The organism is Desulforamulus reducens MI-1 (genome assembly GCF_000016165.1).
Classification (GTDB): domain Bacteria; phylum Bacillota; class Desulfotomaculia; order Desulfotomaculales; family Desulfotomaculaceae; genus Desulfotomaculum; species Desulfotomaculum reducens.
Map to the genome: position 1 here is coordinate 2,036,554 of NC_009253.1, position 23,659 is coordinate 2,060,212.

General features: G+C 39.9%; 22 protein-coding genes. 6 read left to right on the plus strand and 16 right to left on the minus strand.

The window, feature by feature from the left end:
- Window positions 1–306: 306 nt before the first annotated feature.
- Window positions 307–780, plus strand: a complete 474-nt coding sequence (locus DRED_RS09920; protein WP_238442623.1) for a TVP38/TMEM64 family protein — start codon at window positions 307–309, stop codon at window positions 778–780.
- Between the two features lie 96 nt (window positions 781–876).
- Here the strand turns inward: DRED_RS09920 and fdhF are convergent, their stop codons facing one another.
- The 3 genes from fdhF to nuoE are packed head-to-tail and all read right to left on the minus strand — an operon-like array spanning window position 877 to window position 5,888.
- Window positions 877–3,564 (minus strand): formate dehydrogenase subunit alpha, encoded by a 2,688-nt coding sequence (gene fdhF, locus DRED_RS18295; RefSeq protein WP_198006884.1) that lies wholly within the window; start codon window positions 3,562–3,564, stop codon window positions 877–879.
- 24 nt (window positions 3,565–3,588) lie between these two features.
- Window positions 3,589–5,394 carry an NADH-quinone oxidoreductase subunit NuoF gene (locus DRED_RS09935; RefSeq protein ID WP_049755885.1) on the minus strand — a complete coding sequence of 602 codons (1,806 nt, stop codon included), beginning with the start codon at window positions 5,392–5,394 and terminating at the stop codon, window positions 3,589–3,591.
- A gap of 11 nt (window positions 5,395–5,405) precedes the next feature.
- Window positions 5,406–5,888: an NADH-quinone oxidoreductase subunit NuoE gene (gene nuoE / locus DRED_RS09940; RefSeq protein ID WP_011878194.1), complete on the minus strand. Its 483-nt coding sequence runs from the start codon at window positions 5,886–5,888 to the stop codon at window positions 5,406–5,408.
- Between the two features lie 300 nt (window positions 5,889–6,188).
- Between nuoE and DRED_RS09945 the strand changes: the two genes are divergently transcribed.
- The gene (locus DRED_RS09945) at window positions 6,189–8,000 is read left to right on the plus strand and encodes a DUF342 domain-containing protein (protein WP_011878195.1); all 1,812 of its coding nucleotides are present in this window, start codon (window positions 6,189–6,191) and stop codon (window positions 7,998–8,000) included.
- A gap of 394 nt (window positions 8,001–8,394) precedes the next feature.
- On the opposite strand, the gene DRED_RS09950 is transcribed toward DRED_RS09945, so the two are convergent.
- From DRED_RS09950 to DRED_RS09960, 4 genes are all read right to left on the minus strand, one after another.
- Window positions 8,395–8,838, minus strand: a complete 444-nt coding sequence (locus DRED_RS09950) for a universal stress protein (protein ID WP_011878196.1) — start codon at window positions 8,836–8,838, stop codon at window positions 8,395–8,397.
- 80 nt (window positions 8,839–8,918) lie between these two features.
- Entirely contained in the window at window positions 8,919–9,044 is a 126-nt protein-coding gene (locus tag DRED_RS19560; protein ID WP_274376885.1) for a hypothetical protein, read from the minus strand.
- Between the two features lie 35 nt (window positions 9,045–9,079).
- Entirely contained in the window at window positions 9,080–10,153 is a 1,074-nt protein-coding gene (locus DRED_RS09955) for a YeiH family protein (RefSeq protein WP_011878197.1), read from the minus strand.
- A gap of 88 nt (window positions 10,154–10,241) precedes the next feature.
- A complete protein-coding gene (locus tag DRED_RS09960; protein ID WP_011878198.1) occupies window positions 10,242–10,706 on the minus strand; it encodes a hypothetical protein in 465 nt (154 codons plus the stop codon).
- Window positions 10,707–11,080: 374 nt separating this feature from the next.
- Here DRED_RS09960 and DRED_RS09965 point away from each other — a divergent pair, with 374 nt between their 5' ends.
- Genes DRED_RS09965 through DRED_RS09975 form a run of 3 tightly spaced genes read left to right on the plus strand, consistent with a single transcriptional unit; the run spans window position 11,081 to window position 14,786 of the window.
- Window positions 11,081–12,724, plus strand: a complete 1,644-nt coding sequence (locus DRED_RS09965; RefSeq protein WP_011878199.1) for an ATP-binding protein — start codon at window positions 11,081–11,083, stop codon at window positions 12,722–12,724.
- Window positions 12,696–13,310: a response regulator gene (locus DRED_RS09970; protein ID WP_041274571.1), complete on the plus strand. Its 615-nt coding sequence runs from the start codon at window positions 12,696–12,698 to the stop codon at window positions 13,308–13,310. The genes DRED_RS09965 and DRED_RS09970 overlap by 29 nt, the downstream gene beginning before the upstream one ends.
- Before the next feature lie 18 nt (window positions 13,311–13,328).
- Window positions 13,329–14,786, plus strand: coding sequence for a PAS domain-containing protein (locus DRED_RS09975; RefSeq protein WP_011878201.1), 1,458 nt, complete (start codon window positions 13,329–13,331; stop codon window positions 14,784–14,786).
- Between the two features lie 44 nt (window positions 14,787–14,830).
- Here DRED_RS09975 and DRED_RS19565 read toward each other — a convergent pair whose 3' ends face one another.
- The 8 genes from DRED_RS19565 to DRED_RS10010 form a co-directional block, all read right to left on the minus strand.
- Window positions 14,831–14,965: a hypothetical protein gene (locus DRED_RS19565; RefSeq protein WP_274376886.1), complete on the minus strand. Its 135-nt coding sequence runs from the start codon at window positions 14,963–14,965 to the stop codon at window positions 14,831–14,833.
- Window positions 14,966–14,978: 13 nt separating this feature from the next.
- Window positions 14,979–16,103, minus strand: coding sequence for a YeiH family protein (locus tag DRED_RS09980; protein ID WP_011878202.1), 1,125 nt, complete (start codon window positions 16,101–16,103; stop codon window positions 14,979–14,981).
- Window positions 16,104–16,355: 252 nt separating this feature from the next.
- Entirely contained in the window at window positions 16,356–17,282 is a 927-nt protein-coding gene (gene mdh / locus DRED_RS09985; RefSeq protein ID WP_011878203.1) for a malate dehydrogenase, read from the minus strand.
- A gap of 69 nt (window positions 17,283–17,351) precedes the next feature.
- Window positions 17,352–18,098 (minus strand): succinate dehydrogenase iron-sulfur subunit, encoded by a 747-nt coding sequence (gene sdhB / locus DRED_RS09990; RefSeq protein ID WP_011878204.1) that lies wholly within the window; start codon window positions 18,096–18,098, stop codon window positions 17,352–17,354.
- A complete protein-coding gene (gene sdhA / locus DRED_RS09995; RefSeq protein ID WP_011878205.1) occupies window positions 18,095–19,852 on the minus strand; it encodes a succinate dehydrogenase flavoprotein subunit in 1,758 nt (585 codons plus the stop codon). Before sdhA ends, sdhB begins: the two co-directional genes overlap by 4 nt.
- A gap of 16 nt (window positions 19,853–19,868) precedes the next feature.
- Window positions 19,869–20,534: a succinate dehydrogenase cytochrome b558 subunit gene (locus DRED_RS10000; RefSeq protein WP_238442492.1), complete on the minus strand. Its 666-nt coding sequence runs from the start codon at window positions 20,532–20,534 to the stop codon at window positions 19,869–19,871.
- A gap of 205 nt (window positions 20,535–20,739) precedes the next feature.
- Window positions 20,740–21,294: a Fe-S-containing hydro-lyase gene (locus DRED_RS10005; protein WP_011878207.1), complete on the minus strand. Its 555-nt coding sequence runs from the start codon at window positions 21,292–21,294 to the stop codon at window positions 20,740–20,742.
- Between the two features lie 9 nt (window positions 21,295–21,303).
- Window positions 21,304–22,155, minus strand: coding sequence for a fumarate hydratase (locus tag DRED_RS10010; RefSeq protein ID WP_011878208.1), 852 nt, complete (start codon window positions 22,153–22,155; stop codon window positions 21,304–21,306).
- A 324-nt stretch (window positions 22,156–22,479) separates the two neighbouring features.
- Here DRED_RS10010 and lexA point away from each other — a divergent pair, with 324 nt between their 5' ends.
- Window positions 22,480–23,124, plus strand: coding sequence for a transcriptional repressor LexA (lexA, locus tag DRED_RS10015; protein WP_011878209.1), 645 nt, complete (start codon window positions 22,480–22,482; stop codon window positions 23,122–23,124).
- 27 nt (window positions 23,125–23,151) lie between these two features.
- Here the strand turns inward: lexA and DRED_RS10020 are convergent, their stop codons facing one another.
- Window positions 23,152–23,553 (minus strand): MerR family transcriptional regulator, encoded by a 402-nt coding sequence (locus DRED_RS10020; RefSeq protein ID WP_011878210.1) that lies wholly within the window; start codon window positions 23,551–23,553, stop codon window positions 23,152–23,154.
- Window positions 23,554–23,659 lie beyond the last annotated feature (106 nt).

The window sequence follows — 23,659 nt, forward strand, 5'->3', positions numbered from 1 at the left end:
GCTGACAGACAAATCTTTTTGGGTTGGTAATTATCATCCAGAAAGTATAAAAAAGAATAAAATATCCCCCAATGCTTTTTTTCAAACTTTAACAAAAGGAAAAATCAAATGAGAAAACATCCCATATTATTGGTTATATTTTTTACAGTTTGCTTCTTTTACCTATGGGGAAACGAAGTCCTTAATATCTTTAAAATTGTCTTTTCTAGCGATATTCAGAAGGCAGTTGAATTAATTAGAACAGCTGGTTCCAAGGCCGTTCTAATTAGCATTTTTATAAATGTTGCAATCAGTCTTATGGGGGTCATGCCATCTGTCTTTCTCACCGGAGCAAACCTCATCATCTTTGGTTTAAATAAAGGTTTTCTTGTTTCCTGGGCCGGAGAGGTAATCGGAGCAGCCATCTCTTTTCTATTATATAGATGGGGAATAACTTCAGTTGCCAAACTGTCTACCGAGCAATGGAAACTCTTTAAAACAATAAATTCCCTGCCCCCATTGAAGCAGACATATTTTTTATTTATTCTACGAATGGCTCCCTTCATTCCTTCTGGGCTAATCAACCTCTTTGGTGCCATTACATCTGTTTCGTTATTAAACTTTTTAATAGCAACCACTGCAGGTAAATTCCCTGCTCTGCTACTCGAAACAGCCTTTAGCTACCACCTAATTACCTTGGGTAGAAATTACATTTATGTTGGCATTAGCATTCTAATTGCTTTGCTTCTTTACTTAGGTATTAAAAAGGAAATGCGCCGCCTCGAAAAACAGTATGAATAATAGAATACCTAACTCCCAGCACCCGTATAACTGGTCCTGAGCAAAACGATAGCAAATAACCAACCAAACAGGTTGGTTATTTGCTGTGTCGACAATCTATGTTACCTTCTCCACCTTTACCGCACATGCTTTTAATTCAGGAACCCTAGAAATAGGATCACAGGCTGCATTGGTTAACTGATTCACCGGAACCAGAGGATAGTGGAAAGAAGTAAAGACAAATCCAACAGGGGTTACATCCATAACTCGAACTACCACTTCTACTGAGCCTCGACGGGAGGAAACTTTAACCCTGTCTCCATCTTCTAAACCATATTTTTCTGCATCCATCGCATTCATTTCTAAATATTCGTTAGGGTAGTGTTGCTCTAGGGCAGCAGATCGTAAGGTCATGGTCCCCGTATGGTAATGATACAATCTCCTACCAGTACTTAATATCAGTGGGTATTCATGATCTGGCGTTTCTGATGAAGGCAAATATTCTATTGGATGAAATTTTCCAAGCCCACGCAGAAAAACACCCCTATGCAGCAGGGGGGTACCAGGATGATCGGAAGTTGGACAAGGCCACTGCAGGCTTTCCTGTTCCAGCCGAGTATAGGAAATACCCCCGTAGGAAGGTGTAAGACTGGCAATTTCCTTCATGATTTCTGCCGGCGATTCGTAACTCATGGAAAATCCCATGGCATTGGCAACTTTGCAAAGTATTTCCCAATCGGCCTTAGCCTCTCCCACTGGTTCAATGGCTTTGCGCACCCGCTGGACACGCCTTTCGGTATTGGTAAAAGTTCCGTCCTTTTCTGCAAAACTGGCTGCCGGCAATACCACATCTGCCATTTGGGCAGTTTCTGTTAAGAAGATATCCTGTACCACTAGAAAGTCTAGCTTGCTCAAAGCTTCCTTGATATGATTGGCATCTGCATCGGAGAGTACGGGATTTTCCCCCATAATGTACATTCCTTTTACTTTCCCCTCAGCGGCGGCTTTCATCATTTCACCTATGGTTAGTCCAGGTTGAGGGGGTAGCTCAGGAACATTCCAGACCTGGGCAAACTTTGCCCTAACTAAGTTATCGGTTATTTTTTGATAACCTGTCAACACATCGGGCAGGGCACCCATATCACAGGAGCCCTGCACATTATTTTGACCACGCAGAGGATTCACTCCACTATGTTTCTTGCCAATTTGTCCGCAAAGCATAGCTAAATTGGCCACCGCAAAAACATTATGGGTGCCATTAACATGCTGAGTTAAGCCCATTGTATACAAAATCGTGGCATTCTGCGCCCTTGCATAGCCCCGGGCCACCTCACGCAAAGTTTCAGCCGGCACCCCTGTAATCTCTTCCACATAGTCGGGCGTATATCTTTCTGCTAATTCCTTCAATGCCACAAACCCTTCGGTACGCTTATCAACAAATTCTTTGTTCCAAAGGCCTTCATCGATAATTACATGGGCCAATCCGTTCAATAATGCCACATCTGTACCCGACTTCACCCGAAGGTGATACTGAGCTAATTGAGCCACTTCCGTTCTGCGCGGGTCTACCACTGCCAGGGTAGCCCCCTGACGCAGTGCCTTTTTCACTTGTAATGCGATTATGGGGTGGGTCTCGCTGGTGTTTGTCCCAATGGCTAAAATAAAATCTGCCCCCGCCACTTCATTAATGCTGTTAGTCATTGCACCGCTGCCAAAGGATGCCGCCAGACCGGCGACAGTGGGAGCATGTCAAAGACGTGCACAATGATCGATATTATTGGTGCCGAAAACCGTACGAGTAAGTTTTTGCAATAAGTAATTCTCTTCATTGGTACAGCGGGCCGAACTCAACACCGCCAAAGCATCATTACCATGGTCATTTTTTATTGCACTCATTTTCTTGGCTACCAGGGCGATGGCCTCTTCCCAGGTGGCTTCAACAAATTTTCCCTTGTGTTTAATTAATGGTTTTTTTAATCGATCAGGGTGATGAATAAAACCATAACCAAATCGTCCCTTAATACAGAGCGCCCTGCCATTAACCTCTCCCTGACAGGAGGTAACACCAACAACCTGACCACCCTTCACATTGAGTTCCAAACTGCAACCTGTTCCACAATAGGGACAAGTGGTCTTTACTTTTTTCACTTCCCAGGTCCGTGCCCGGCTGCGTAAACCCTTTTCTTGTAGGGCGCCCACCGGGCAAACCGCTACACAGTTTCCGCAATAGACACATTCCGATTTAGATAGGGGCAGATCCATAGCTGTGGTGATCTTGGTGTGGAAGCCCCGGTAGGCAAAGTCCAATACATGGTTACCTTGTATTTCATCGCATGCCCTTATACATTTGCCACATAAGATGCACTTGTTCATATCCCTCAAGATAAAAGGGTTATCTTTTTCAATTTCATAATTGTGGCGCTGGCCAGAAAAGCCTGGTCCAGTTACGCCGTAACGATAAGCATAATCTTGCAACCTGCAGTCCCCGTTTTTCCCACAGGTAAGACAATCCTGGGGGTGATTGGCCAATAGCAATTCCAAGATGGTCCTGCGGGCCTCTAGAACGCTTGGAGATTCTGTATCTACCACCATGCCTTCTCTAACAGAGGTGGCACAAGATATTATCAGTTTTCCGGAATCTTTGAGCTCCACAACACAGATTCGACAGGATCCCTGGGAAGTCAATTCTGGGTCATGGCAAAGGGTAGGAATGAAAATACCCACTTGCGTAGCCGCCTCTAGTATAGTGCTGCCAGCGGGAACTAATATTTGCTGCCCATTTATATTTATGTTAACATTTGACAAACTCTTCACTCTCCCAAAAGCCATCTACCTCTTTTGAACTGCACCAAATTTACATTTTTGCAGGCAATTGCCACATTTTATGCAAGCTTTGATATCTATGGAATGTGGTTGTTTTTTCTCCCCGTCAATGGCTCCAACAGGACAGGAGCGGGCACAAATACCACACCCAATGCATTTTTCCCTATCGATGGTATAAACCAGTAGATTGGGACAAACACCGGCTGGACAACGTTTATTGTAAATATGCTCTTCATATTCATGCCGGAAGTAGCGCAGAGTGCTAAGGACCGGGAAAGGTGCACTTTGGCCAAGTCCACACAGTGATGTACCACAGATAACCTTTGCTAATCGTTCTAGGTCATCGATATCCTTGGGTTCCCCTTTCCCTTCACAGATACGAGTAAGGATTTCCAACATACGCAGGGTACCTTCACGACAGGGCGTACATTTGCCGCAGGATTCATTCTTGGTAAAGTTTAAGAAAAACCGTGCAACATCCACCATGCAGGTGGTATCATCCATAACGACAAGGCCGCCCGAGCCCATCATTGCTCCGACCTTTCCCAGGGAATTATAGTCCACAGGCAAATCCAGGTATTTTGCCGGAATACATCCTCCAGACGGTCCCCCGGATTGTACAGCTTTAAATTTTCTATTATTTGGTATCCCACCACCGATATCAAATATAATTTGGCGGAGGCTAGTTCCCATCGGCACTTCCACTAAACCTGTATTAACAACTTTACCAGTTAACGAAAACACTTTGGTTCCTTTACTATTATCCGTACCGATGGAGCTATACCATAAAGCTCCCTTGACAATAATGGTTGGAATGTTGGCAAAGGTTTCAACATTATTCATTGTTGTTGGTTTATCCCAAAGACCCTTCTCGGTGGATCGACTTGCTTTGAATCGTGGCATCCCCCGGTTGCCTTCTATGGAAGCCATCAGGGCAGTTCCCTCACCACAGACAAAGGCCCCTGCACCGGCTTTAATTTTAATGTGAAAGTTAAAGCCAGAATTAAGAATGTTATTCCCTAGGTAACCTGCGGCTTCAGCCTGAGAAATAGCAATCTTTAATCTTCGAATGGCCATGGGGTATTCCGCCCGCACATATATATATCCCTCATCCGAACCAGTGGCATAACCACAGATAATCATCCCTTCCAGGACTTCATGGGGATTCCCCTCTAATATGCTGCGATCCATAAAAGCACCAGGGTCACCTTCATCTGCATTGCAAATCACGTATTTTTTATCTTTAATCTTGGCATGAAGGGCACCTTCCCACTTTGTACCAGTGGGAAATCCTGCACCACCGCGGCCCCGAAGACCCGAGCTTTTCACTTCATCTACCACCGCTTGTGGTGTCATGATTGTTAATACCTTTTTCATAGCCCGGTAGCCTCCTAGGACAAGATAGTCCTCAATCCTTTCCGGATTAATCTTACCGCATTTTGCTAAGACAATTTTCTGCTGGCGGGCATAAAAGGGAACGCGTTCATAATTGGTGACTCTTTGGTTATTCTCCGGATTTATATATAAAAGCCGATCCACTGGTGACCCTTTCGCTATAGATACTACAAGGGCAGGTACATCATTCTCGCTAACTCGGGTATAAAATAATTTTTCTGGTTCAACCGTAACAATAGGTCCCTGTTCACAAAAGCCATGGCACCCCACAGGCTTAACCACAATTTTATCTGCCAGTCCCCTTTGTTCTATCTCAGTTTGAAAACGTTCTAATATTTTCAAGGAACCGGAGGAAGTGCAACCACCAGCGCAAATACAAACCACTTTAGGAGTATTATTATCAATGTTTTTCACCATGACACCTCTGTCTATTGATACTGTTTTAAAATATTTAAAGCTTTGACCGGAGTAAGGCGCCCGTAAGTATCTTCGTTAATCATCATGGCGGGAGCTAGTCCACAGGCACCTAAACAGGCTACTGTTTCCAGTGTGTAGCGCAAGTCTTCAGTTGTCCCTTCGCCTTCCAGACCGGTTGCCTCTCGTACGGTTTCCAGCAAGCGGTCTGCCCCCTTCACATGACAGGCTGTACCAGTGCAAATACGGATAATATTTCGCCCCCGAGGTCTAAGATGAAATTGGGCATAAAAAGTAACCACTCCATAGACCTTACTATAGGGAATATTTAACTCTCGTGCTATCTGCTGCATCACTTCACCAGATAAGTAACCATATATTTCTTGGGCTTCCTGTAGTATCGGAATTAATGAACCCGAAGTCCCCTGATAGCGGGCAAAGGTCTCCTTTAATGCTTTTTGTTTTGGGTCTTTAAAACTACAACAACTTGTACACAAGCTATACTCCCCCCGGTATTATTCTAAGATAAGCAAACTAGTATGGACGAGTTTTACTTAGTAATTAATTTTATCAATAAATCGACATAGTACAACAGCTTTAACTAAAAAGACTATTACTTTCTCGATTGTTGTACTTAGCTTTTTATAGATTCATGATATAATATTTCAAATACGTACAATTCATAGAATAAAAGCTAGTAACTTCAGAGCTAAGGATACTATTACCAACCTATATGACGGTTTTCACAATCCTGTTTCATGTTCTGGACTTTCATAAATTACTAGGGGGTATGTAATATGAAAGCTAAAAATACTGGGGATCAGCATGTACCCAAGTCATCCCCCATCCCTATCGGTTCTGGCTCTGGTATGGCCTGGGTATCATCTGGCAAGATTATTGTTAGAAATCCCCAAGAAGGCGCCAGTAAGGCTACCATTACCACATGTAAGGAGATTCAGCTTCTTATCAATAGTCTTCCTGTCTCTGATTCCGTTGAAGTATCCCAGGAAGACCATCTAGAAACCATACCTTTGAGCTATACCGACCAAGGGTTTATTAAAGTTCAGCTTTCTCCTGATAGGATGTCCGCTTTCCTTGAGATCAAAAATGAATGTTTGAAAAGTTACGAACTAATTGATTGTCCTCCAAGTACAAACTTAGTGCTCCAGGCCCGTCAGACAAAACAACGTATTTTTCGAGAAACTAAGGATACAATTATAAATCTATTAAATCAAAATCATATTTCATTCGGCATTGATCTCCAAGCCCTAGAAGATATCATAACTCAACAGTTAGAAGGGCTTCTATTGGTGGCCCAAGGTCTGGCCCCTGGTGAAACTATTGATGATGATGTAGAACTCCTATTTGAGCATAAAATTGACTCAGACTTATCAAATGCACTGGATACTATCGATTTTAAAGAAATGCATAGTATTCCTTCTGTAAACGCAGGGGAAACACTGGCCCAAAAAATAATTGGTAAAGAAGGAACTCCAGGAACTACGGTAACGAATCAGATCTATAAGGCCCGGGAAGCCAAAAGAATAACCCTCCTTGCCGGACCTGGTGTGGAGATCGTAGACAATGGTTTAAGGGCAATCGCTAATATTGAAGGTCTTCCACGTGTTCAAAAATCCCATAATAACTGGACTATCTCCGTTGACCCCGTTTTAAATTTGTCCGGCGACGTGGATGTTAAAACAGGTAACATCCGGTTTAAAGGCAATGTTAACATAATGGGTTCAGTGGAAACTGATATGAATGTAAGTGCCAGTGGCAATATTACCATTTCCAACATTGTTACCAGGTGTAAAATTACCGCTGGTGGCAATGTAACCATCAAGGGAAATATTGTTAATTCAGAAATTATCAGTGGTGGTTTTATTGTCATATGCAATGCCATCAAGCCACTTCTCTCTGAATTATTAAAAACCCTTGAGGACCTCCTAATCTCAGCTAACTTGATGTTAGAGAAACTGCCTACTAACAATAAGATTCTCTTTGGCAATATTCTCATGTTACTCATTGAAAAGAAATTCACCAATTTTGGCACAATTATTGATAAGGTAAGTAAAAAGCTAAAGGAAGTGGATTTAAAACTACTGGGAACCTACGGAACACTATTAGAAAAAGCATTAGTAAACCTTACCGGCATAAATATTTTAAATTTTAAAAGTTCTCTGGAATATCAAGCCCTGCTAACAGATTTAAATAACTTCTACTACTATATTGAGAGTCAGGTGACAAGCCGTAGTGAAATCCATATTAAGGTTGCCCTGAATTCAGTCATCAAGAGCTCTGGTGATGTTATAGTAACCGGTGGCTGTTTTAACACCCATATCCTAGCTGAGGGTAGTGTACACATCGACGGTATTGTACGAGGAGGTATCATACAGGCCCATGATGATATTTTTATTCAACAAATCGGATCAGAAATGGGCACAAAGTCTGTGGTTATTGGATCCAAAGATAAAAAAATAAAAATTAATCAAGCCTTCGATGGTGTTACGATAAAAATAGGAAATATGAGTAGAATTATTGATCGAACCATGAAGAATATCGTGGTTCTTCTTGACGAGGACGGTTACTTACAAATCAATTCCTTTTAGCCACATTTGATGTGGCTTTTTCTTGTCTTAAAAAAACCAAAACCACCCCTGCGGGATGGTGACTTAACGATTTATTATATATAATTAGTCCTTTGGTGGATCACAAAAAAATGTATATAACACGAAAATACTCAGGGATATTGGAATTAGAATAATCAAACTATCAAAATTATAGCAATGGACAATACAATAAAATAATAAAAATAGCAGCAAACATGGCAATACATTGCTTAAATAGGATAAGAACTCCCTCATTGTGGGATCGGTAAACTTTAACATAGCCGCCCCCCCGTTTCCAAAGCCTTGTGAATATTTTAACACATTCTCCTTTGGAAACAAGTGGGGACAATAGCTGGTTTGAAAGTTTGACCCCTAGGTTTTGTCATTTTTTCTATTATTTAATAACCAAAACTGACGTGGCTAAATCCCTCAAAACACTCTCTTTTACTTTACTGGAGGTATTACCCGGTGCCTTTGGCTTTGTTCCAAGAATTAATAAATCATAACTCCCCTCGTTTAATTCTTGTAAAATCTCTTTATGTGGCTTACCTTCCTTCACCTTCCATTGAAAACCAATTTCCATCTCCCTAACCTTTTTCTCAAAATGAGAAATAATCTCTTCTTGTTTCTCATTTGCCATACGATAAATATAATTGATGAATTGATCCTTTGAAATGCCGCTTGCCAACTGATCTACATAACCATAATGGGCCAAGTTAGTTTCCACCACATGCATTAGAGTTATCTCTGGCTTTATGTCCTTACAGAATTCCAATACTTTTTCTAAAAAGCCACTTTTTTCATCACCATGTACGGCTAACAGAATATGTTTAAACATAAGATTACCCCATTTTTTCCTTTATAGTAGTATGACAGGGTAAGAATCCTTTTAGACTCTACCCTGCCACTAAGATTTTGCTATGCAACAACCTTGGCCACGACGATCAAGAAGATTCCTAAAATAATAACCATATAATCCTGTTTTCTAACTTTGATGTCAGCTGCTCTTTGTGCTTCCATTGCAGAACTATTGTTTTCAGACATACTGTAACGCCTCCGCTTTTTTCTTTATGAGTTAACTAAAAGGGTAAAAAGTATTTTACGACCAGTAGTGCAAAGACAGCCTTAGCTGCACCAACGATAAATCCTAAGATAATGCCATCCTTACCAGCTGCTTTCATATCTGAGAATTTAGTGGTCAAACCAATGCTGGCAAAACCTAAAGCAAAGCACCAATCCATCATCTCTTTAGCAATTTTTATTTCTTCTTTACTAAAGAAACCTGCTGTGTTAGCAAGTACAGCAATTAGAAAGGCTAAGATAAACATGGGGAATTTGTCTAAAACAAACTGTGTTTTGTTAATGTTGTTGGCAGCTTTGCTGTCATTTTTCAGAACCTGCATTACAACATAGAGTACAACAAAGGGCAACAGTACAACACGCCCCATATTATAGATACCTGCCATCAAACCTGCATCATGACCATAGGCCATGCCAGCTGCCAATACCTGTGCAGAGTTAACGATACCTACACCCACCCAAGCTCCAAACTGATTTTCGGTTAATCCCATCATTTTACCCAAAGCAGGAAAGGTGAATAAAGCTATCAAACCAAAGATTAAGATGGTGGCAATGGTGTAAGCCATTTCTTGACCCTTCGCCTTTACAGCCGGGCCAGTGGCTACAGTGGCGGACACACCGCAGATTGAAAAGCCAGCCGCCAAGCAACCTGCTAAAGAATCTGTCATTTCAAAACGCTTACGTAGCCAAAAGGTCAGTATAACTGTTGCAAATAATGTAATAGTAATAAAGGCCATACTTACTGAACCTACCTTAACCAATGAAGCTAAGGTGTATTTGGTACCCATAATAACAATACCTGTTTTCGTTAAAATGGTGGAGTATTTTAGACCCGGCTCCAATACCGAAGGGACTCCAATAGTATTACGAATGATCATACCGAAAAGAATGGCTAATAAGATGTGGTTTAAAAGGGTCACCTCGTAAAAAACTTTGTGGTTTGTCTTAAGGTATCCTTCTCCCCACATGGCAACAATGGCAAGTATTGCTACCAGAATTAAACCCGGGATTGCCTTTGCTATTTGAGCACCAACGCTCTGACTTTGTGCTTGGCTAATTTCTGTTTGGGCCAAGTAAAAGCACCTCCATTTAAATATTGTTTATTACTGATTATCCACACTAAATGGCTTTACAGCGCCTCCTTTCGTATAAACTCAATGGTTAATACACCGAAACCTGAGGTTCCGTCGTGTATACATATTGATTGGATTGATTCTCAAGCTTTCTAATTAAAAAAACGTTATCCTCGTAGGTTCCTGTTAGTAGCAATTTATCTGTTTTATTGACAACTATTGTTTGATTGTGTTTTGGTCCTACGTATTTTTTAAATTTACAAAGAATCGGGGTATGGCCGTTTGTTTGTAATTCAATATCCCCTTCTATACACCCAAGATCACCATCAGCATGTTTGTTCCATGTAATATTAGCAACATCACCTCTAATTTTAGTAGTTTCCGAAACAATGGATTCCCTTAAGATTTTGTTTATTCTTCCTACGTTAAGCATTAACTTAGGTAATAAGACAATAACTAAGGGCGTCATACAAAGAATAAGAATAACTATCCAACCATACCATTTTATAAGTTTCTCTTTTCTTTCAATCCTATCTACTCTTTTATGAATCACACTATAACCACCTATCCTGGACTTTTGAAGATTACATTGTTACTAATATTACTTTCCACATTATTATTCTTCTTTTTTGTTAGCTAATTAATTTATATTCATCATATTTTCCCTAACTGCTTTGGTCAATGCATCTTGCCATTATTGAAAACTACAACTCACTCATATGACACTTTTGTGTCATATGAGTGAGTATTTTTGTGTCATTGCCATTGCAATATCTATGTCATCCCATTGACAATAAAGGCAACTTGTTTGTCTAACCCCTATCCAAGATAATATTCACAATAACAAGGATTTTCACAAACTTATGTCGAAAACACATCTTTATATCTTAGCTTTACAGATTTAATAAAAATAATCGTGGTGAATACATGACTATCAATAAAAAATTGTTAAATGTTTTTGTGCTTTTGCTGGCAATTACTTTTTTAAATTCCGTTTTTTTATTTAAGAAATTTAGTGATACCTATGGACAAATTGATAAAATACAGTCATTCCAAAAACAATTGACAACCTTTGATGAATTATTTTTGGATATTGATGCTATGGCTACCAATCTTCAAGATTATATTGTATTGAGAGATCATAAGTATTTAGAAAATTATTATAGGGAGAGTTCATACATTGTTAAAAAGCAAACAGAATTATATAATTCTCCTACCCTATCGAAAAATCAGGATGTATTACAATTAATGGAGTTAAGCAAGTCCTACATGTCCTTTGCTTCTCTCGAAGTCATTCAGGTATTGCAAACCAATAATTTCTCTCGGGCTAATACCGAATATTTATATACGAGAAATAAGGAGTTAACCAATGAAATAATAAATAAACTAAACAGTATTAAAAAGGATAATGACAACCAGATAAGTAAGTACTTTCATAACACAATTTTAAATATTGATAATAAAATTATCCTGTTGCTGTTTATTCTTTTCTCTTCACTACTACTTTTACCTTACCTTTTATATTTAATGTTTAAGCCTTCTTTAACTAAATGTGTTTATACAAGTGAGTTAGCAGAGTATTCCAACGATGCGGTTATGTTTATCGATAGTATTGGAAATGTAAAATATGTTAATAAATCAGCACAGGATTTATTTGGTTTACTACCTGAAAATGTCGTTAGCAAAAATGTTCAACAATTTCCTAAGCTTTTTCCACGGCTACAAAATGTAATTCAACCATTATTTCACTCCCTGATGCATCAAAAAGAATCATTAAAAAATAAGGTTACCTTCAAAAACGATGGCAGATCCATTGACTTAACCGTGGATTATATTTCTATTAATTTATTTAATCGTTTTATTGGTGTCATGATGGTTTCTAGATGTGCCAGCAGACAAAATGGTAAGCCACTTTTATTAGACACTTTGGAAAAGGAAAGAAAAAGGATATCCATAGAAATACATGATTGGATTGCTCGCTATATGTCAACCATTATCCATTCCCTCGATTATAATCTTCGTTTGCATAAAAACGGCAATTTGAAGGGGGATCAATTGATGCATAATCTTAATGATCTCCGAAACCATTGTCAAAATGCAGCCATTGAAATGAGGGGGATCATGAATGATATTCACCCTTACCTTATTGATAAAGTTGGACTGATTTCCGCTTTGGAATCCTATATTAATACCTTTGAAAAGTTAAATAATATTAAAGTGTACATTTTTTATCATGACCGGGCCCTCAAGCTCAAAAAGAAAGACGAAATTATCATTTATCGTATTATTCAGGAAGCACTGAGTAACATAGTTAAACATGCCAGGGCATCTGAAGTCGATATTAATTTTACAAAAGAGCACGACACATTAAAAATTGAAATCATGGATAATGGCGGTACAGAAGGTGACTTTGTGGCAGGAAAAGGCCTTTGGGGTATGAAAGAACGTGCAAACCTAATGGGGGGAGATATTGTATTTGGTTTCTGCGAGACAGGATTTTGTGTCACCTTAAGTGTTCCTATTCTATCAGGAGGCCAAAATGATGGAGAAAATCAAAATAATGCTGATTGAAGACCATAATGTCTTCCGGGAAGGTTTAAAAAAGCTGCTAGAGCTAGAAGAAAATATGAAGGTCGTGGCCGAGGCCGGCTCCTGTCAGGAAGCAATGACCAAAATATCAAACCAGGTCGACGTCATTTTGATGGATATTGGTCTGCCGGATGGAGATGGTTTAGATTTAGTAACTGTTATTAAGAAACAATATCCCCATATAAGGCATGTGGCTCTCACAACCTACGATGATCCTATATTTATTAAAAAAGCAATGGAATGTGGTGTACGGGGTTTTGTTCCGAAGTATGCATTTTTTGATGAGATAAAGTCGGCAGTTTTAATGACTTTTAGGGGCGGGTCTTATCTTTATCCTGGACTAAATGCAGATACTCTGCTTAATTTATCGGATTCCGGTCTATCGGAAAAGGAGATTCAGCTTTTGCAGTTACTAACCAGTGGCAAAAACCAAAAAGAAATAGCATCCGATCTATTTATTAGTCTTTCTACCTTTAGAAGAAGACTAAAGGATATTTTCTCTAAATTAAATGTCCATTCAGTGCAAGAGGCCCTGACAATCGCCGCAAAAAAGGGTATTATAAAGTAGCTTTCGGTGGAGAAAAACATGAAAAATCCTACTTATTATAAACCAGTATTTCAAACATTATTGTCTGTTTTTTTGGTAAGTGTGTTTATATTATTTGCCTTAATGGAATTTCGGCATACCAATAAAGTTCTAACCCAGTTTGAAACAGGGATAAAACAAATAGCTATCAACAAAACCAATCTGTACATTGATAACTTAAAATCCATTACTGTTAATGCAGCAAACAAATTTGAAAATGAAAGTTCATTACACAATTTTAACCTCAATAATTTGTTGTTAATGGATTCTCGCATAACTAACTTATACATCTTTGAAAACAACGGGAAGGTTTTAAAGTCTACCAACAATAGTTTATCCAATGAGCAAATTCGGCAACTTGTCATTAAGTCATCGGGCTTACACCTATTTGATGTCATATTATCTGGGATCTATAAAGATGAGGCAAAGTACGATGTGATTAGTTTAGCAATCCCTTTGGGAAAGAAGGTTGAGTTCAAGAACCTTGTCATGGTTATTGAATTTAGAATTGATCAATATAGAAATGAACTTTTAGAGGAATTCTTAAGTCCAAACTATAAAATAGCTGTATTTGATTCCTTAGGCAATACGGTGATATGGCCCTTTGATGATATTGACTTAAAGTCCTTTGATCGAAGTGCAGAGACCTTCTATGCAGACAAAAGCAGATATAATGTTTCTTCAAATAAGTCAGATGAGAATTGGCAAGTAATAGTCTTTTTTAAATCTACAAATTTTGAGTTTTTTAGAGCCATCACCATCCTCTTTCTGGTGTTTGCTTTATACATTTGCCTTTACGAACTACTGGTGGAATTTTGGGGAGTAAATACAGCTAAAACCTATTTTGAGAATATTGATTTTGCTATCTTTAATCAAATTAACGAAGGTGTCATTATCGCCAATAATGCCGGGAGGATCATCTTTGCCAATGAAGCCGCCCACCATATCTTTGCCGATCGCAAAAACACTTTACGCAACGTAATGTTAAAGGAAATTCTTGGCAATGCTGGAGATACTTCCGGCCAACAGGATAAATCCTTTACTTTTTCTGTGCTTTTTCAAGATAAACTATTAAAGGCGATCCACTCCCCCATTATTAAAAACAATAAAATTCTAGGCTCATTGTCAGTTATTCGAACTAATGAAGAAAACGAAAGCATTGATAGTAATGTATTAAATACACTTGTGGAATCTCTGCCACAGGGAATTGTTTTTATTAATAAACATCACGACGTCATACTGGCCAATCTAATGGCAAAATGTTATATCAATAATTTGTTACCTGGTACAAGCATAGAAGTCGTAGACCGGGAATTAGCAAAAATTATTTATAACAATATAGACTCTGGACTTTCCAAGCGGATTCAATTGTCTAACAACCGCATTTATGAAATTTCACCCATCTATGACGATGATGGCATCTACCTTGGCACCCTGGTGATTATTCTTACGGAATAAAAAGTTAAAACCCCTTACCTGTGGCGGTAAGGGGTTTTAACTTTTTATTGATGAACCATTAACACAATGATTAAAATTAGAAAGGCCAGCGACAATACTGCATAATCCTCCATTCTCTCTGTGACAAACAATGAAAACAGTTTTGGTTCTTTATCCCTTGGCTTCTTCCTATTATTCATCGAACCACCTCAGCTAAGGTTTCTCTGGAATAAACATTAGAACAAAAGCAAGTGCCAGTATGGCCTTTAGCAGGGCAGCTAAAGACCCTACTATTAATGGCTTTCCTCCTGCTTTTTTTAACTCAGAAAAGGATATTTGCATGCCTAAGCCAGTCAAGCCAATGGCAAAAAACCAGTTATACAATTTACGGATGGTTATTAACTCCGGCGATGGTGGTGATACCTGCCCCAACAGGCCGAAGGAAGTAAGAAAGACCATAATTAAAAAACCCAAAACAAACAGTGGGAATTTACTCCACAGTCCGGTATGAATGGTTATGTGATCATCCAATAATTCAACTGAACGACTGGTCATTGCTGCTAAAGCAAGTACAACGAAGGGTAAGAAAAGGACTCGTGCCAAGTTATAAATTTCCCCAGTCTTTAAACTTACTGAGGCATGATGGGCCGTCCCCGGGTCAAAGATTAGACACACTGCCAAAACTTGGCCAGAACTTAGTATTCCTGTTCCTGACCATACGCCAAACTGATGAGCGCTTAAATTTAACAGCTTGCCAACGACAGGAAATAAAAAAATAGAAACAACACCAAAGCTAAGAATTGTTGCAATAGAAAAGACAACATCCGTAGTCCTCGCCCTCACTGCAGGGGCTGTAGCTACAATGGCAGACACCCCACAAACAGATGTCCCTGCGGCTAAAACGGCAGCTGAGGCAGGATCCATATTGGCTCTTTTGCCCAGCCATAATGTAACAGTTAGGGTCATGATAACAAAGGTTAGAACAAGAAATATGGCCGTTCCTCCCAATTGGGCCACATCCCTAAAACTATAAAGTGAACCCAGTAAAATAACCCCTACTTTGATAAACAGGCGAGATGTTGTCACTCCTGCCATGATCCACTTAGGGATATTGATCAAGTTCCCGATGATAATTCCCAATAGAATACATAAAAGGATGTAATTCAAAGGTACAGCCTTTATAAATGTATTAGTTATATAAGGATTTGTTTTAAAGTATGTTTCCAACCCTTGCCAGGGAATACCAAGATCTTCTCCACCCATAGCAATTACCGCAATGGTAAACATTAAGAATATACCGGGCAATGTTTTGACAATATCAGAGGTTTTGTTAGACATTCGGTGCTTGCCGCTCCTATGGTAATATTTTCACACAACACTTAACATTATATCAGTTATTCGTATTAATAGGTATTATTATATGAGCTAACTCCAATTATGAGCAAAAAACCTGTACAGAAGCACAGGTTTTGAGTTAAGCGACCTATTTAATTCGTTATTTCTTAAATCGGTTAAATTAATAGTAATTCCTCGAACTGTCTTTATATAGGTTGAGTTAGACTCAAGCGTTTAGAAACCTAACGTTTTTTATCATCCTAATTTAGAAATATTGTTTCTTACAGAATTAATGGATTTTCTAAGGGCAGCCATTTCCTCATCGTCCAGATCAAGCTCAATAATCTTCTCCACACCATCGCCGCCTATGATAGCCGGCACACCAGAGAAAACATCTGATTCGCCGTACTCTCCTTGTAAGAAAGCAGAAACAGGAAGAATGCGCTTCTTATCTTTTAGAATACACTCTGCCATTTGCATAACCGATGCACTGGGAGCATAATAGGCACTTCCAGTCTTTAGATAGTTAACGATTTCCGCCCCGCCCTTCCTGGCCCGTTCTACCATTGCTTCTAAACGATCAGTGGGAATCAGTTTTTCAACGGGGATACCGCCCACATAGGTGTAGCGAACCATGGGAACCATATCATCACCATGACCACCTAAAACAAAGGATATTACATCTTCAAAGGAAACATTTAATTCTCTGGCTATGAAAGTGCGAAAACGAGCTGAATCAAGAACCCCGGATAAACCAAAAACGCGGTTTGCTGAAAAGCCACTGGCTTTATAAGCGATATATGCGCTTACATCCACAGGGTTTGTCACTATCAGTAGATAGGCATTGGGAGAATACTTAACAATTTCTTCAGTGACCTTTCTTACAATTCCGGCATTGATATTCAATAAATCGTCCCGACTCATGCCCGGTTTTCGAGCTACTCCGGCGGTAATCACAACAACATCGGAATCAGCGGTATCTGCATAATCATTGGTACCTATTATCACGCTGTCATACCCTTCCACTGGAGCTGCTTCCATTAAGTCCAGCGCTTTTCCCTGGGGTATCCCTTCAGCCACATCGATAAGTACGATATCTCCTAATTCCTTTGCCGCAGCCCAATGAGCACAGGTTGCCCCTACATTCCCTGCACCCACAATAGTAATTTTCTTCCTTTTCATCTTGCTACTCCTCCTGTATTGAATAATTTCACATAGGATAGTGAACTTAAAATCCTTTTATTCTATTATTTACCTGCCTAACCATCTTTTTATACCATGTATTGTTGTATCTCTATTTAGTTGCGCAATGGTTTTAGCCAGCGGGATTTGTTTAGGACATACCTTTACACAATTCTGTGCATTCCCACAGTCTGTGATACCACCCACTCCCATGATGGCATCCAGTCTTTCTTCTTGGTTCATGGCACCAGTGGGGTGAGAGTTAAACAGTTTAACTTGGGCCAACGGAGCTGGTCCAATAAATTTTGATTTGCTATTAACATTGGGGCAAGCTTCCAAACAACAGCCACAGGTCATGCAGCGGGAAATGGGGTAGGAGTCTTCCTGAACCCTTTGAGCCATACGGAGTCCCGGACCAAGGTCGTATGTTCCATCAATGGGAATCCATGCCTTAACCTTCTTTAAATGATCAAACATAATAGAACGATCAACCATTAAATCACGCACAAGGGGGAATTTACTTAAGGGTTCTAATACAATGGGTTGCTGAAGCTGGTCAACCAGAGCCGAACATGCCTGCCGTGCTTTTCCATTAATAAGCATGGTACAAGCGCCGCATACTTCTTCTAAACAGTTGCACTCCCAAACCACGGGTGTTGTTGCTTCTCCCTTGGCATTCACTGGGTTCTTTTGAATCTCCTTTAAAAGAGATATAACATTCATTTTTTCTTTATATGGAATCATAAATTCTTCCCAATAAGCCGCTGTGGATACATCAGACTGACGTTTAATCTTTAAGGACACCATTTTACTCATTTATTCAACGCCCCTTTATCAACATCATATCTCCGCGGCCTTGGCTTAATAAGCGAAGTATCTATATCTTCATAGGTTAATTCTGGACCATTGAAAGTATATTTTGCCTTGGTTGTTTTTAACCAGTTTTGGTCATCACGATCTGGAAATTCCGGTTTATAATGGGCTCCCCTGCTTTCATTGCGAGCCAGCGCCCCCAGCGTAATAACCCTGGACAACTGCAGCATATGCCACAAATGCCGAACAAAAGTCACTTCTTGATTCGCCCAGATGCTCTTATCCGTTAATTTTATTCGATGCCATCTTGCAATGAGTTCCTGTATTTTTTGATCTGTTTCTTGAAGCTTTTTATTGTATCGTACCACTGTAACGTTTTCTGTCATCCATTCCCCTAACTCTTCATGCAGTTTATAAACATTCTCTGTACCATCCATTTTATAAGTTTTCTCTACCCAAGCTTGTTGACGCTTTTCTTCTTGTGTAAATATACTTTGGCTAACATCCTGTGCTGTCCTTTTCAGAGAATGAAGGTACTTTACTGCATTGGGTCCGGCAACCATTCCGCCATAAATTGCTGATAATAATGAATTAGCGCCAAGGCGGTTTGCACCATGGTACTGATATTCACACTCACCACAGGCAAACAAACCGGTAATATTTGTCATTTGATCATAGTCCACCCAAAGACCGCCCATGGAGTAATGAACCGCTGGAAAGATTCTCATAGGAACTTTTCGTGGGTCATCCCCCACAAAACGTTCATAAATCTCCAGAATACCTGCTAGTTTTTTATCCAATATTTCTCGCTCAACGTGTGAAACATCCAGATAAACCATGTTTTTTCCTTCAATACCAAGTTTCAACTCATAGCATACCCTATAAATTGCCCGGGTTGCAATATCCCGCGGAACCAAGTTGCCATAGGCAGGGTACCATTCCTCCAGGAAGTACCACGGCTTGCCATCCTTAATGGTCCACAGACGCCCCCCTTCGCCCCGGGCCGATTCACTCATTAATCTCAGTTTGTCATCCCCAGGGATAGCGGTGGGGTGAATTTGGATCATTTCGCCATTGGCATAGTAGACCCCCTGCTGATAAACTGCACTGGCAGCAGCCCCTGTATTAATGGTGGAATTGGTACTCTTACCATACACAATGCCACAACCACCAGTGGCCAGAATCACAGCATCACCTGAAAAAGACTGGACTTTCATGCTTTTTAGATCTTGGGCTACTATGCCTCGGCAAATGTTTTCACTATCCATAACGATGGATAAAAGATCCCAGCCTTCATATTTTTCTACAAAGCCAGCCACTTCCCAATGTCGAACCTGTTCATCAAGGGCATATAATAATTGTTGTCCAGTAGTAGCCCCAGCAAAGGCTGTCCTGTGATGTTTACTGCCACCAAACCTTCTAAAATCTAATAAACCTTCGGGAGTTCGATTAAACATAACACCCATCCGATCCATTAAATTAATAATTGCCGGGGCTGCCTCACACATATTTTTTACTTGGAGTTGGTTGGCCAGAAAGTCCCCGCCGTAAATTGTGTCATCAAAATGTATCCAGGGAGAATCGCCTTCGCCTTTGGTGTTTACAGCTCCGTTGATTCCACCCTGGGCACACACCGAGTGGGATCTTTTAACCGGAACCAAAGAAAACAGCCGAACCTTCACACCCATCTCCGCAGCTTTTATGGTTGCCATTAAACCAGCCAGACCACCGCCAACCACAATGATTTTATTTTGCATCATGAAACCTCCTGAATTACTGGATAAAGGCCCGAATTGCTGCGATACCTAGGATAGAAGAAAAGATAAAGAATAGCATACACAACTTCCATAAAAAATTCTGGGCGTGCTCCCCTACCACAATTCCCCAGCTAACAGAAAAATTCCAAAGTCCATTGGCAAAATGAAAGGTAGTTGTCAGTAAGCCTATAATATAAAAGGTTAACCACAGGGGATCTGCCATTTGATTTTGCACCGATAAAAAATTTATATCTAGTCCATATAAAGAATGGGCCACTCGCAAATGCCAAACATGAATCAATATAAATACTAAAGTTACCAATGCAGATCCCCTTTGCAGGTAAAACATCCAATTTCTTAGATAGGGGTAGCGAAAAGTATTATTCTCTGCAACATAAACAATATATAATCCGTACAATGCATGCAAGGTAAGAGGAAGGGCAATAAATAGAATTTCTATTGCAGCTAAGTAAGGAATGCTTTGCATATAGCTCACTGCTGTGTTAAACATTCTTGGGCTTATGGTCGCCAATGAATTCGTGATTAGGTGTTCAATAAGAAAAATACTGATTGGAAAGACTCCTAAAAAGGAGTGAAGTTTTCGAACAAAGAAGTGATATTTGGCCAGTTTATTATCATCTGTCTGCACTGCACCCACTAACAACATCAACCCCTTCATCATAAACTTCCAGGGAAATTATACCACAATTTTCCCGCAGGTATTAGGGAAATAGCAATGGTGAACATGTATACAAGGCTCACTACTTTTGGCAGCTTACTCGGAAAATAAAATAACTATCAGGGTTTACTATTTTCGCTTCGGCCAACAATAGGATTTGTTTCGTGTTTTTACATTGGGAAAGGAATGCGATAGAGTAAACCTTTGTTTACTCTATCGCATATATTTTTCTACCTTCTTGATATAAATCTCCACCAAAGGCATCATTAACAACAATAGCCGGAAAGTCTTTTACCACTAACCGATAGATAGCCTCTGGACCTAAGTCTGAATAAGCAACAATTTCTGCCTCTTGCACACTTCTTGAAATAAGGGCAGCCGCTCCACCAATGGCAGCAAAGTATACAGCTCCATGTTTCTTCATGGCATTGGTTACATTTTCTGTCCTGGCACCTTTACCAATCATTCCCTTAAGTCCCCGCTCTATCAAGCGGGGTGCATAGGCATCCATTCGCCCTGCGGTGGTAGGCCCAGCAGAACCAATTACTCTACCCGGAGGCGCCGGTGAGGGACCCACATAATAAATAATCTGTCCCTTCAAATCAAAGGGTAGTTCTTTCCCTTCATCCATCAGTTGCACTAGCCTTTTATGAGCTGCATCCCGCCCTGTGTAAATCACCCCACTGATTAAGACTTGTTGACCGATACAAAGGCTTTTCACAACATCCTCCACAAGGGGTGTTGATATATGAACTTTTGTCATCATATCCTCCTAAATAACAACAGATTTATGTCTTGCAGCATGGCAATTAAGGTTAACTGCTACAGGTAAACTAGCAATGTGAGAACCAAATATTTCAATATGGACGGCCAAAGCGGTGGTTCTCCCACCTAGGCCAGAAGGCCCTATTCCCAAGTTGTTTATTTTACCCAGTAATTCTTGCTCCAACTCTGCTATATCCGGCATAGGATGAGGTTCCCCAACGGATCGCAATAAAGCCTCCTTTGCCAGCAGTGCGCATTTTTCCATTGTCCCGCCGATCCCAACTCCCACAATCAGTGGCGGACAGGGGTTGGGACCTGCATTTTCGACTGTTTCAAGGATAAAATTCTTTACTCCTTCTACCCCTTCGGCTGGTTTTAGCATTTTTAAGGCACTCATATTTTCACTGCCCCCACCCTTGGGTGCAACGGTTATCTTAACTTGGTCCCCTGGTACAATCCTGGTATGTATAACAGCAGGGGTATTATCCCCGGTATTAACCCTTTCCAGCGGGTGCGCAACCATTGATTTTCTTAGATAACCCTCTTGGTAACCCTTACGTACACCTTCATTAATAGCTTTATATAAATTGCCGTTGATAATATGCGTATCCTGTCCTAATTCTAGAAACACCACCGCAACCCCTGTATCCTGACACATAGGGATGGATTCGTTAGCTGCTATGGCAGCATTTTCAATAAGTAGATTCAGGATTTCTTTACCACTTTGTGAAACTTCAGTTTCATAGGAACATTTAAAGGATTGAACAACATCGTCCTCCAACTTGAAGTTAGCTTCCTGGCATAAGCGGGCTACTTCAGATATAATTACTTCACAGTCTATTGTCCTAATGATAAGCAACCTCCCTGTTAAGATTCTTAATATTTTTATAACACATATAGCAATGTATATGCCAAATGCAACTTCAATTTTTTATCTAAAAAAGCCTTCTAATTTTTAATATATTCTGGGCATTTGCAATAAAGTATATCTAATTCTTTTAAATATAATCTACTAACCTACCAAAAGATTTCCTCCCCCCCTAGAGCCTATTCGACTAGCAAAATGGAAAACCTTCTTTGTTTCAATAGTTCGAACAAATGTTTTGCGCATATTCTTGAAAGGTGTTATAATATACCAAATTATATATCATTATTTTGTTTGACACGAAAGGTTGTGAACCCTTTGTTAAACGCCCGAGAAGAAGAAGTTTTAAATGTAATCATAGAAAACGTAAAGCTGAAGGGTTATCCTCCATCAGTTAGAGAAATAGGCGAAGCTGTGGGTCTTTCATCTAGTTCTACTGTTCATTCTTATTTAAAAAGGTTGGAGCAAAAAGGTTATCTAAGGAGAGATCCAACAAAGCCCCGGGCCATTGAAGTGATTATGTCGGAGTTGTCGAAAAATCCTTCCAGTCACCCCCTAACTTCAGAGCTTTCAAGATATTCTGACGAGGAATTAATTAGTATACCTTTATTGGGAGAAGTAGCGGCAGGCGTTCCTCTCCTGGCGGTGGAAAACTATGATGAAAAAGTAACCCTGCCCAGGAGTTTTACTGGTTACGGGGAATTCTTTATGCTATCCGTGCGCGGCGACAGTATGATCGAAGCGGGTATTTTGCCCGGAGATCTTGTCCTGGTGCGTAGACAAGAATCGGTAAGCAATGGGGATATTGCCGTAGCCCTCCTGGAAGATGAAGCCACGGTGAAAAGATTTTATAAAGAGAAAAACAGAATAAGGTTACAGCCTGAAAACAGTTTGTTATCACCTATCTATGTTCAGGAAGTCAAAATACTTGGCAAAGTGGTTGGATTAATGAGAAAAATATAAAAAGGTCGCATAGCGACCTTTTTATATTTACTGAACACAATCTCTATTATAATGCGGGCAGGCACTACACTGATCGGCCTTGTCCTCTATCACATAACAATAGGTACCTTGTTCTTTCCAGCAAGGTTTATTGATGTTAACCTTTTCATCCTTAGATTGATTGCCCCCTGCACAATGCTTTGTGCTCCAGCAAGGATACATACTAATAATTTGAAGTACCCCAGCAATATTCAATCCCTTTTCATTAATAAGGAAATGAATAAACTGCAGTCTCTTAACGTCGTTATTGCTGTATAAACGCTGTTTGTTACGACGAGATGGCTCAACCAGACCATGTTTTTCCCAAATACGCAGGGTTTCCGGATGCACCTTTAAAAGTTCGGCAATAACTCCTATGTTAAACATAGGTTGATCATCATTACAAAACAAAGGTTTATCTCCTCTCATTATAAAATGTTGTATTTACAACTTATTATAAAGTCTATAAACTAAATTTGTAAATTTGCTAAATCGCTGTAAATCACAAGGATTTTTT

Coding starts and splice junctions, on each gene's coding strand:
- DRED_RS10005 (WP_011878207.1), bottom strand. CDS start 21,294: ATGACAAAAGTTCATATATCAACACCCCTTGTGGAGGATGTTGTGAAA.
- DRED_RS09945 (WP_011878195.1), top strand. CDS start 6,189: ATGAAAGCTAAAAATACTGGGGATCAGCATGTACCCAAGTCATCCCCC.
- sdhA (WP_011878205.1), bottom strand. CDS start 19,852: ATGCAAAATAAAATCATTGTGGTTGGCGGTGGTCTGGCTGGTTTAATG.
- DRED_RS09950 (WP_011878196.1), bottom strand. CDS start 8,838: ATGTTTAAACATATTCTGTTAGCCGTACATGGTGATGAAAAAAGTGGC.
- DRED_RS09965 (WP_011878199.1), top strand. CDS start 11,081: ATGACTATCAATAAAAAATTGTTAAATGTTTTTGTGCTTTTGCTGGCA.
- DRED_RS09920 (WP_238442623.1), top strand. CDS start 307: ATGCCATCTGTCTTTCTCACCGGAGCAAACCTCATCATCTTTGGTTTA.
- mdh (WP_011878203.1), bottom strand. CDS start 17,282: ATGAAAAGGAAGAAAATTACTATTGTGGGTGCAGGGAATGTAGGGGCA.
- DRED_RS09970 (WP_041274571.1), top strand. CDS start 12,696: ATGGAGAAAATCAAAATAATGCTGATTGAAGACCATAATGTCTTCCGG.
- DRED_RS09935 (WP_049755885.1), bottom strand. CDS start 5,394: ATGGTGAAAAACATTGATAATAATACTCCTAAAGTGGTTTGTATTTGC.
- DRED_RS09975 (WP_011878201.1), top strand. CDS start 13,329: ATGAAAAATCCTACTTATTATAAACCAGTATTTCAAACATTATTGTCT.
- DRED_RS19565 (WP_274376886.1), bottom strand. CDS start 14,965: ATGAATAATAGGAAGAAGCCAAGGGATAAAGAACCAAAACTGTTTTCA.
- DRED_RS10000 (WP_238442492.1), bottom strand. CDS start 20,534: ATGATGAAGGGGTTGATGTTGTTAGTGGGTGCAGTGCAGACAGATGAT.
- DRED_RS19560 (WP_274376885.1), bottom strand. CDS start 9,044: ATGTCTGAAAACAATAGTTCTGCAATGGAAGCACAAAGAGCAGCTGAC.
- sdhB (WP_011878204.1), bottom strand. CDS start 18,098: ATGAGTAAAATGGTGTCCTTAAAGATTAAACGTCAGTCTGATGTATCC.
- DRED_RS09980 (WP_011878202.1), bottom strand. CDS start 16,103: ATGTCTAACAAAACCTCTGATATTGTCAAAACATTGCCCGGTATATTC.